The 10696-nt window shown below is 51.2% G+C and carries 11 protein-coding genes; 6 read left to right on the forward strand and 5 right to left on the reverse strand.

What is annotated here, in order from left to right; translation table 11 throughout:
• Positions 1-128: 128 nt before the first annotated feature.
• The 4 genes from D6694_06885 to D6694_06900 all read right to left on the reverse strand — a co-directional run bounded on the left by D6694_06885 (position 129) and on the right by D6694_06900 (position 4151).
• Positions 129-887, reverse strand: a complete 759-nt coding sequence (locus tag D6694_06885; protein ID RMH43533.1) for a PepSY domain-containing protein — start codon at positions 885-887, stop codon at positions 129-131.
• A complete protein-coding gene (locus D6694_06890) occupies positions 888-1433 on the reverse strand; it encodes an FMN-binding protein (protein RMH43534.1) in 546 nt (181 codons plus the stop codon).
• Positions 1423-2556 carry a porin gene (locus D6694_06895; protein RMH43535.1) on the reverse strand — a complete coding sequence of 378 codons (1134 nt, stop codon included), beginning with the start codon at positions 2554-2556 and terminating at the stop codon, positions 1423-1425. The genes D6694_06890 and D6694_06895 overlap by 11 nt, the downstream gene beginning before the upstream one ends.
• 197 nt (positions 2557-2753) lie before the next feature.
• The gene (locus D6694_06900; protein ID RMH43536.1) at positions 2754-4151 is read right to left on the reverse strand and encodes a peptidase M28 family protein; all 1398 of its coding nucleotides are present in this window, start codon (positions 4149-4151) and stop codon (positions 2754-2756) included.
• A gap of 53 nt (positions 4152-4204) precedes the next feature.
• Here D6694_06900 and D6694_06905 point away from each other — a divergent pair, with 53 nt between their 5' ends.
• Positions 4205-6019, forward strand: a complete 1815-nt coding sequence (locus D6694_06905; GenBank protein RMH43537.1) for a PilZ domain-containing protein — start codon at positions 4205-4207, stop codon at positions 6017-6019.
• Here D6694_06905 and D6694_06910 read toward each other — a convergent pair.
• A complete protein-coding gene (locus D6694_06910) occupies positions 5967-7064 on the reverse strand; it encodes a hypothetical protein (GenBank protein ID RMH43538.1) in 1098 nt (365 codons plus the stop codon). The two genes, D6694_06905 and D6694_06910, sit on opposite strands and share 53 nt — an antisense overlap.
• Between D6694_06910 and D6694_06915 the strand changes: the two genes are divergently transcribed.
• From D6694_06915 to D6694_06935, 5 genes are read left to right on the forward strand one after another with little or no spacing between them, the layout of a single operon-like run.
• On the forward strand, positions 7054-7815 hold the full coding sequence (locus D6694_06915) for a methyltransferase domain-containing protein (GenBank protein RMH43539.1): 762 nt from the start codon (positions 7054-7056) through the stop codon (positions 7813-7815). The two genes, D6694_06910 and D6694_06915, sit on opposite strands and share 11 nt — an antisense overlap.
• Positions 7816-7859: 44 nt before the next feature.
• A complete protein-coding gene (locus tag D6694_06920; GenBank protein RMH43540.1) occupies positions 7860-8588 on the forward strand; it encodes an oxidoreductase in 729 nt (242 codons plus the stop codon).
• Positions 8567-8881 (forward strand): hypothetical protein, encoded by a 315-nt coding sequence (locus tag D6694_06925; GenBank protein ID RMH43541.1) that lies wholly within the window; start codon positions 8567-8569, stop codon positions 8879-8881. The genes D6694_06920 and D6694_06925 overlap by 22 nt, the downstream gene beginning before the upstream one ends.
• A 9-nt stretch (positions 8882-8890) precedes the next feature.
• Positions 8891-9589: a cation:proton antiporter gene (locus D6694_06930; GenBank protein RMH43542.1), complete on the forward strand. Its 699-nt coding sequence runs from the start codon at positions 8891-8893 to the stop codon at positions 9587-9589.
• Positions 9590-9607: 18 nt separating this feature from the next.
• Positions 9608-10417 carry a hypothetical protein gene (locus D6694_06935; protein RMH43543.1) on the forward strand — a complete coding sequence of 270 codons (810 nt, stop codon included), beginning with the start codon at positions 9608-9610 and terminating at the stop codon, positions 10415-10417.
• The last annotated feature ends 279 nt before the right edge of the window (positions 10418-10696 follow it).

Genomic DNA, 10696 nt, shown 5'->3' on the forward strand with positions numbered 1-10696 from the left:
CCTGCCCGAGCAAAGTGGACAATTGAAAGACGCGTATAACGTCGGGAGCCCAAAGGAGTATTGTTCATCAAAACCATTATCATGACATCACTGTCATCTAGCCTAGTCCCTTTCGCCAGAATTTACCATTACGGGCGGCGCATTTTTGCCCAAAGGTATAGCCCCGAGAGACTGGTAAAGCACAAAATTAAAAAGGCGATATCCACAAGCCACAGACCGAACGCACCGAAGAATCGACCACTGTGCATGTCTTGAACGACACGCGCCCAATTTAGCCAATGGGCTCTATAGCGCTTGCGCCACAAAGTGGATGCTTCGTGTGATAGTGGATAAGTGCGCTGCCAATGCACGGGCAACGTCTCTGGCGCTTCATGCCAGTCCCACCCATCGACCGTGAAATAGCGCTTTCGGTCAACGGTTTCAACCACCAGTTCTCCCGTTTCACTACTCCCTGCTCGAGCCGGGGGGAGCTCAAGTAACGTCGCCAAATCGATTTCCTCGAGTGCCCTGCCTGTCTGGTCAAATAGCCACAAAACCGAACCGCATATGCTCCAATAGCCGTCACGCATGACACCGGCACCAAGCATGCGCCCAGTGCACTCCATCACCTGCTGCTTGGGCAACCAGAGGAGATCGTCCGTTTTAACCCAGATTAGCTCACCTGCTTTAGCCAAAACGATTTCGTCGGGCGCCTGAATGTCATACCAATCCAAGAGCCAACCCTGATTCACTGGCCGCTTGTCCAATGAAAAATCGTGAGCATGATTTAATAAAAGGCCGGTCACTATCCAATACAGCAAGACGCTCCCTGCCACAATGGCGAGGCGACGGTGCCACTCTCGGAAAAATCTCTGCCACATCAAATTAAGACGACGTCGTTTCTTCATCTAAGGCTTCGGACGTGTCACCTGATCCAGCAAAAGTGCCATTTTAGAGACTTTTATCAAGGCCTGCACGGATAATGTCGCGCCCGTGATGCCGTCAATGTGTTTGGAGAGCTGGTTGTTTTGCGTCAAATACACGCCGTAAAATTGTTTGGTGAAAAATTTATGCCGTACTTCGTCACCCCGTGACTCCCTATACTCAAGCACTCGCACATCGGTAATGACTCCGTTAGCTACGGTGATGCCAACGGTGATGTATTCTTCCTTGCCAACTTCCTTCAATGCCCACACACTGCGATTGCCTTGACGCCAATACCTCACTCTGAGCTGAGGGTACTCATGGCCAAGAATCGCTTTGACCTGTTCTGCAATCCTCCCTTCTAACCAAACAACCTTTGATTTTGGGGCAGACGCCCCAAAGACTGTCCGCGCATACTCCAACGGTGTCATATAAACCACCGCGTGCGTCACCACAGAAAACAAAAATGCGAGCGCACAGCCAGCGGCTGTGCGCTTCAAACGGGAGCATTTGACGAGTTTAGAAGGCATAACCCACACCGAGGTTCAATGCATGACCATCCAGTGCACCATCGAAACTGCTGTAGTCCGCTTTGAGCACAACATTCGGGTGCAACCAGTAATTAATACCAACATCGGTTTGCTCCTTCACCGTATCCGCTGAGTTCCCAGCCTCATTGTCCCACTCGTTGTAACGGGCGAAGACACCAAGTTTGTCTGACAAACGGTAGCTCGGCTCAATGTACCAACCGCTCTGCTCATCGCGCCCTAAGGCTTCTGCGCCAGCGCCGTCCAATGACCAAGCGGCGTACAAGGCTCGCAACTCAAACGGTCCTTTTTTATAGACGCCGTGCGCCGAAAACAGGGTGGCTTCGACGCCTTCAACGCCTTGCGTGACGTCATCTTGCCACTGCATTGTGGCCGCCAGCTCCAATCCGGCAATGCCAGTAAATTTCACACGGCCGGTAAAAGCCAAATTGTCGGCTTTCGCTTTCGCAACCTTTTGCCTTCCTTCACGAACCAAGTAGGCTTGACCACCCGTCGTCGGCACATTCAAGCCACCTGTGACCGCGAAGTCAAACTGCCAGCCTCCTTTAGGATGCAAGACAAGGCCCGCACCCCCTTCCCTCCAAGTGGTTGGTACGATGTTTTTTTCCACCGGATTGCGTTCAACACCGTAGAAAGTGTTGGGCTCGTGGGTTTCGTTCAAAATACCAACCGGCACCAAAAAGAGGCCATATTTGGCGACCGAGGTGTCGCTAAGCCGATGCGCGATGTAGGCTTGTTCTAGCTCAACTTCCCCCGGGCCATCCTCACCCACAAGTGAATGCTCGACCTCAAGTTCGGAATAAAACCGGACGCTGTCACTGAACTTATGATTGAGGAATAACACAAACCGGTGAACGTCAAGTTCATCGCCACCGTCTGTGTTGTTGTAGTGTAACTCGCCATATCCACCAATTTTAGTATTGGACTCGGTGCCTGCCTGCTTTTCGTCCAGCTTGTCCACTGCTACATTCAAACGCGCTTGAAGTGTCTCAATTTCCTTTTGCTGCTTCGCCAGCGCTTCGCGCAAATCGGCGTCGTCTTGCGCCAGAACAGGTACACTGGAAACCCCCGCTAAAATACATGCGGCCAATATAGATTTTTTCATTGATGACGCTCCTATATGTTGTTCACCCCCAAAAGGTGGGAGGTAAGATACACAAATTCAAACGCGAATGCAAACGATTCGCATTTGTTTTATCCATTGGTTTTATGGTACATCAGACTCTGAGCGACCGACCTTGATATTGGTCAAAAGGCAATAAAAAAGGGCCTAACGGCCCTTTTTTGTTCGTTCAATGAAGCTTACCGAAAGCTCACCTCCGTATTGGCTAGAATCCACACCAAGGCGGCGTACGCAGCGGTATTTTGACGGATATTCCTTGGGTCAATTTTGTCGAGCGTGTCATTTGCGGTATGGTGCCAATCAAAATAATCGGTGCCGTCTTGCTCCAAGTCGAACACAGGCATGCCTTGGCTGCGCAATGGATACATATCCGGCCCACCGCTTCCTTCATTGTCGCCAAGCTCGATTCCCAATGGTCGCAAAACGGGCATCACTTGAGCAAAAAAACCTCTGGCCTTCGGGTTGACCCGTGTTCTCAACGCATAGATCGGGCCAGCACCGAAATCTGATTCCCCGCCTATCACATGATTTTTCAAACTACCACGGTTGCGTTCCGCATAGCTGCGGGCGCCCCAAAGCCCCATTTCTTCGTTGGCAAAAAGCACAACCCTAACGCTTCTTTTGGGGCGTTTCCCACTGCTGCCAATCAAGTGAGCCGCAGCCGTCGTGATAGCAACCCCCGCGCCGTCGTCAACCGCACCCGTTCCAAGATCCCAAGAATCAAGGTGACCGCCAATAATGATAATTTTGTCCGGACGTTCCGTTCCATTGATTTGCGCGATCACATTGTGGGAAACCGCTACTTGGTCAATTTTCGGTGTCAAAGTGAGGTGCAATCGTACAGGTCGCTCGTACTTAAATACGCGAACCAACAAATCGGCGTCAGGATTAGACAAGGCGGCAGCCGGTATGGTCGGTTGCCCAGGCTTCCAGCGCGTCATGCCTGTGTGTGGCAACCGATTGCTATCGGTGCCGATAGAGCGAATGAGCAAGGCAACTGCGCCCTTTTTCAACGCCACAGCGGGTCCTTGCGAGCGTGCGGCCACAGCAGGCCCGTAACCGTGACCATCACGATGACGCTCCATTCGATGACTGATGAAGGCAATTTTGCCTTTTAATGCGCCGTCTGGTACCGCCTGAAGATCTGCCAGCGTCCGGAAATGGACGACTTCTGCGGTGATGCCTTGTTCACCAGTGCTACCAGAAAATCCGAGCGCCGTGACATGCAGTGGTTGCTGAAAAGGGGCCATCAAGCGCGCAGTTTCTTTACCACGCGTCCATTTTGGGAATCGGACTTCTTCAAGCCACACCTTATCAAAAGCCAGTTTCTTCAAACAGTTGACCGCCCATTGCACAGCTTCGGTATCTTTTGGTGAACCGGCCAAGCGAGGCCCAACTTCCGTGGTCAGCCCGCTCAGTAGGTGCCAGGCCGTATCATCACGCAATGCGCGCTCGCGCAGTTCTGTGGCTTCTTTGATGACATGTTTTGGTATCTGGTATGTCGGCGGCGCTGACAAAACGTTGGTCGCGACCACCATTGCCAAAAAAACTGCCGTGAATTTCTGCAAATACCTCATAATGATGCCCTAAAGTCTTTCGTTTTTTTGTCGTTAAGGGTTACAGGCTATACTTGATTGAAAACATTGTGCAACCCCAAATCTCAACAAATGATTTACCACCGTCCATCGAGGCACCTCAGCGAGCGCAGGCAACAATCCATTGGCCGGGCGGTATCACACAATGCGATGGCATCACGGTGCGCCCAATTGAAGGCGGACCTATCCGCAGCGGGCCGCGCTTGATATTCAGCACCCCCGTTGTTTTACAAAAAGGCCATGCGATGCCTGCAGAAGGCCGTTCTGTGACCATTTCTGAACAAGGGGTTTTGATCAAATTACACGATCCCATGCCTTTGTCCCAGCACGACAGCGTTTGGATCAAGTACCCATTGCTTGAAAAAAAATTGGGTACCCCATCAGCGCCTGTCACCTATCGTGTGGTGCGTATTGAGAAACACGCCGACTATCGACTCATCGCGCTGCAGTCCCTCGACGCCCCTTCCCTATTTCAGGAAAGACTTCGACAGTTCATTGAACAGCACAAGTTTCGCTATAAGCTCGACGTTGCCGATCAGGTGGAGTGCCTCTACACCCAGGCGCTTAGTCAATTGCATATCAAATATCATCCTGTTTTGGTCTGCCTGCAAGATGAAGGCGCACAACGGAAAGCATTACTGACCAATGCCGTCAACGCTATGCCTCCATGGCGTGTTCCAAACTTGGCTTGCCTATTTGAGCACGCGCCAAACATGCCCACCCCTTATCGACTGATCGTGTCACCGCACCAAAGCCTACTCTCGAGCGAAACGGTCGAAACCGCCTGTGAGGCACTTCATGAAATTTCTGTCCGCTTAGCCTCACAAACACGCAAAAAGTGGCTTGGCTGGCAATCAATGCAGATTGCCCTCCCGTCCCCCCAATCCGAATCACAAAGCCATCTTCCGGAAAAGGCACACGCACAGTGCGAGTTGATCCGGCTTGACCGACAACATCGACGTGCGTATCGCCGATATGCGGTAGAACTGGTGGTCGACCTTACGGTTCGTGGGCTTCGCTACCGAGGCCAATCGATCGATGTTTCGGTTGATGGTATTCGGTTGCGCTTCAACGAACCCATCACTGCCGACATTGGTGACACCGTCCGAGTCGATTTTCCTCGTCTTCAAAAGCGGTTTAAAAAATATACGCTGACGGATCAGCCGTATCGAGTGGCAGCCATCAGCAAGGACCGGATGATGCTCTCGTTAACTCGAGACCACCGATATTTCGAACACGGCGCAGCAAGATTTTTTGAAGATGCCTTACCACATAGTGCCGAACGACTTGAAGTTTTGCCCGATCACACGCTATGGGAAGCAGAAGCTGAAATGGCTGGCAAAATTCTTGGTGGCCATTTACCCGCCTGGATCTTGTTTTTTCATTTTCGCTCACACCAATGGCAACTCACTGATCTTGCTTATACTGGATCCAGCAAGGCTTGGTTTTCCATGTTTTCTGACCAACAAGACATAACGCTCAACTGGCTCCAGAACGCGTGGACTCGGAAACTTTCCACTTGCGATGAATTTTCTGGTGTGACCGATGACCTCTTCGTTTTCAATAACGATGGCGACTGGTCTGCCTATTGGCGGACGGACGACGAACGACCTCGGAATCAGAGACCTACCCGCATATTTAGAGCCTATTTTGTCCCGACCCCAAAACAAAATCTGCAACCATGGCGCCAACGCGCCCTGCCAATTCGCACCCATTCCTACCGCATGTATTCTCAACTGTTGAATCGAATCCGCGCAATTGGCGCCATTGGTTACTTATTCGACATCTCCGAAGCCGTCAGCGAGCGCGACGACGCAGCACTGACACAAACCCCAAGAGACTCAGTATAACCCACTCGATGCTACCACCGACCGTTGTTGTCACAACCACCGTCGAGCTGGGCTCATCCCAATCAGCGCTTTCCATCGGCGCTTGCGCTAGGGCAGAGTTTTCCGGCCCAACCGTCATGAAGCTCTCACCAGTATCGACATCCACCAGATCAATGAGAAAATCATAATAATCGGTGGGGTAGCCATTTTCCCATAGCCCGTCGAACTCAAACGTCACACTGTCCCCGTTGACCAATAGCACGTCTGACGAGAGCGCTTCTTGGTACCACTGACCGTCTGAGCCTCGGCTATACAAAATGGCTCGGATAGGACGACTTGCCCCAGTCCAACGCACTGAGAGATCAATATAAAACTGCCGGAAGAAACCATCGCTATCATGGTCTATGCTCAGCTGCATTCCGAGACTGCTCAGAGAAAAGCCTTCTGCATCTCCATCAGCCCATCGATCTTCAAGTGGCACGTCGTACAGATCGATATCTAACGTGCTATCAGTGCTTGCCAGCCACTCGTCGGTATTAGCGTCATACACGTCAATTGCAAGCTCGTACCAATCGGGCAAAAAGCCATCTGTTAATGTATATACCGCTTGCCAGACATCAAGCGCACTTTCTCCACGCACCCAAAAAGGCGCGCTGGTATCGAGAAGCAACCAATCTGAATTTCGAGAGCGATAGTAAATCCTCAAATAAACTTCCGTATCATAGCCAAGGCTGTCGACATCAACATCAAGTTGAAATTGCCGATAAAAGCCGTCACCATCTCTGTCGGACAACAGTCGCACATACGCATCAAACACCTCAATATGCGATGCCGATGCCACAGAATGCATAGGCCGTGGTGTCGGCTTTTGAATACGCTTGGCCGTTTTGGTTGCAATATTCTTCGCCACATTCACAGTCACCGATTTTGTCGTCCGCATCAATACAGTCTTTCGATCAAATGAGTGCTGCCCCGATTTCAATACGCCCGCGGCCTGATTGGCAGGTTGTGCGGCAAATGCCGACAGGCCTAGTCCAAAGAACAACAAAATAGCAATGCGGTTCATGTTAAGATCTCCCTCGTGTGACTCTCCTGCCCAAGATTGCCAAATGCTCAATGAACCAACACTGAATAAACAGCACCAATCAAGACAGGTACTGAGTAACCAAGTCGACATCCATCCTGATCTCTTATCGATTACAAAGCGCCATTGTGACCATCCATACCAAAAACCCATTTCGAATAGTCAGCGGATTGCCTACGAAAAGGCTCGAATGCTCTGGACTCAACAGGGCTGTCCCGACACCATTCTGGACATCGGCTGTGGCACCGGCCTCAGCACACGGTTTCTCGCCCGCTGCCATCCACATGTTTTGGTGATTGGCATTGATCCTTCGAGCCATCGATTATCAAAATCTATACATGACACGCCCAATGTGCTGTTCATTCGGGCACGTGCCGAAGAATTCTGGCTGCAAATGGCACAGGATAACTGGCGCCCCATCGGAATGACTTTCTTTTACCCCAATCCATGGCCCAAAAAGAAACACATCAAAAGGCGTTGGCATGCGCACCCGATATGGCCGCAAATCCAACGGTGGCAATGCCCAATGCTCCTAAGAACCAACTGGGAAATATATGCAAGAGAGTGGCATTTCGTCTGCGAGGCCTTGTCCGTGCCGGCAAAGTTTTCCAGGTTTCAGCCTATCCAACCGATCACTCGATTTGAAGCCAAATACCAAGCGAGCGGACATACCTTATTTCAGGTCAGCACAGATCACGAGGATATACTCAAGCTAGCCTCGACAGTCCTGTGATAAGCTCTATGCTCAGCTGACAAAAACATCAAAGCCACACCACCATGATTCGACAAATCGAGGCAACAATTCGTCATAAAACATGGCTAACCCCGGACGTACTCGAAGTGACATTTGAACTTGAAGAGAGTATGGCCTACGAAGCTGGTCAATTTATTTCGATTCATTTTGAACACGACGGGGCAGTGATTCGTCGCAGTTACAGCATTGCCAATGCCAGGTATCACAGCCCCGCGACCAGTATCACGATTGTCCTAACCATTCTCCCGGACGGTCTGGCCAGCCAGTTCCTTAAGCTTTCTGAGCCTGGCACCTCGCTTCAAATATCCGGCCCATACGGAGCCTTGACGCTACCCAAGTCATTGCCTGAGCGAGTTTTCCTCGTGGCCACCGGCACTGGCGTGGCACCATACCGCAATATGCTATCAGTATTGGAGCAGCAAGTCGCAGAGGGGCCAACCACAATTGAATTGCTCTTCGGCGTTCGTAAAAAAGGGGACGCCTTTTACGCCAATGCGTTTCGTCAATTTGCCGACCACCACTCGTGGTTTCATTTCAATCTTTGTCTATCGCGTCAAGCACCCACAGAAAAAGATGAATTCGCAGGGCATGTTCAAGATCGAATGACGCAATTGGCCCCAAACCCGGAGCACGATCTCGTTTATCTTTGTGGCAATCCCAATATGGTCGATGATGTCGCCAAACAACTTATGGACAAAGGCTTTTCACCAAGGCAAATCAAACGGGAGAAATACGTCCACAGCCGGAGATAGTGTTGGTGCACCTTGATTATTTTAGCCAATACCTTGTGATTTTTATCACGGCATTCGCCGTCGTCTGGCTATTCAGAAGACTGAACCTGCCGGCCATCGCCGGTTACCTCATCGTTGGGATCACCCAAGGCGGTATTTTCAAGTTGGTATCGCCGCATGATGCCGCAGTGCAGTACATGGGAGAACTCGGGCTGGTATTCCTGCTGTTTGCACTCGGGCTCGAGTTCTCTTGGCCCAAAGTTGTGGCACTCAAACGACAGGTGTTCGGAGTCGGTACGCTGCAAATCATGTAGACGAGTGCCATCTTTGCCACACTTCTCTATTCTGTCACCCAAGATTTCCAGCAGGCCATCATCGTATCGCTCGCACTGGCTTTTAACTCCACAGCCCTGGTCGTTCACGATCTCAAAGAATCAGGCCGATTGCACCAACCTGTCGGACTGTTGGTGGTGGGTATTTTGCTGTTTCAGGATCTGATTGCCATACCCGTCCTGGCCATCTTGCCGGAACTCGGTCAAGAAAATAACCTGCCGGTCTTGAAAATTGGCATGATGCTCGTCGAAGCCCTTATCGCGTTTGCTGGTCTGATCATCAGTGGGCGCTACTTGTTGCCGAAACTGTTAAACGAGCTAGTCAGGCATCGATCTGATGAGTTGCTGATGCTTGGCATTGTCAGTATTGTTCTACTCGTCGCTGGCATCACCCACTGGGCTGGGTTGTCCCTGTCGGTTGGTGCATTTCTCGGGGGCATGATGCTTGGCGAATGCCAATATCGAATTCAAGTCGCGGCAGAAATCCGTCCATTTAGAGATTTATTGCTTGGCATATTTTTCATTTCAATTGGCGCTCAGGTCGTACCCGATGCAGTGTTCAATCATTTGGGTAATCTACTGATACTGCTCTCAACCCTCGTTGCCCTCAAACCGATTGCCATCATATTGGCAGCGCGATGGCTCGAGACACCACTCGGAACATCGATGCAAAGCGCTTTTGCTTTGTAGCAGGTTGGTGAGTTTGGCTTGGTCGTCATCGCACTTGCCCTCAAACACCAGCTGCTAGAGACTGATGCGTCGTCAGTTGTCATTACCGCTGGTGTTCTATCCATGCTGTTATCACAACCCGTCGCCAGACTCTTGGAAAAACACCTCATGCCGTCGATTGTCGGCCATCATACCCCCCCACCTGCGCCAACCGAACTCGTCGAACAGCAGGCACAAGCCATGGAAAACCATGTCATTATTTGTGGCTTCGGTCGTGTGGGGCAAATCATTTATCGCTTGATGAAGCAAGCAGGCTATCCGGTCATCGCCATTGATAACGACGCCACCCGCGTGCAGGAAGCAATTTCCGGCGGCGAATCGATTGTCTATGGCAGTGCCACAAGTCGCGATATTCTCAAAGTGGTGGGTATAGAACGAGCACGCATGCTGGCCGTCAGCTTCAATCACGTTCAGGACGCCATGACCATCATTACCGAAGCGCGTGCACTCAACCCGCCTATCATCATCCTCTGCCGAACTGGCGACGATACGCATCTTGACGAGCTCCTTCGCGCTGGCGCCACCGAAGTGATCCCGGAAACCTTAGAGAGTGCCATGATGCTCGTTGCTCACGCACTGACGCTCAGCGGCGAGCCGCTGGCCAAGGTGCTGCGCCGACTTCAAGAAACGCGCGACAACCGATATGGCTTGCTGCATGGCTTTTATCACGGTGCGTACTCCGATCCTGACGCAGAGTTCACGCGCGCCCTACAAAAACTTCATGCCGTCACTATAACCGAGAACTCACGTGCCTCCGGCTGCGCATTGGACACATCAAAACTCAGCTAAAAGACGTCGAGATTCTGCCGATTCAGCGCCCCGGCCAGTTACCCCTCCGTCCCCTACCTGATATTGTTCTTCAGCCCGGGGCCACAATCATTCTCCGTGGCAGTGCAGAAGCGATTGAGGATGCCATCAATCGACTCAAAGTGGTCGGATAAACTTCGTGAGATTCGCTCAACACTGATCTTACGGCTACAATTCTGTGGTAATACGGCTTAATTTTTGTTGACTTTGGCCGATGTAGAAGAAATAAGACTAAAGCATCTTAACCGGTATAGAGGAAAA

It is taken from the genome of Gammaproteobacteria bacterium (assembly GCA_003696665.1).
Taxonomy (GTDB): domain Bacteria; phylum Pseudomonadota; class Gammaproteobacteria; order Enterobacterales.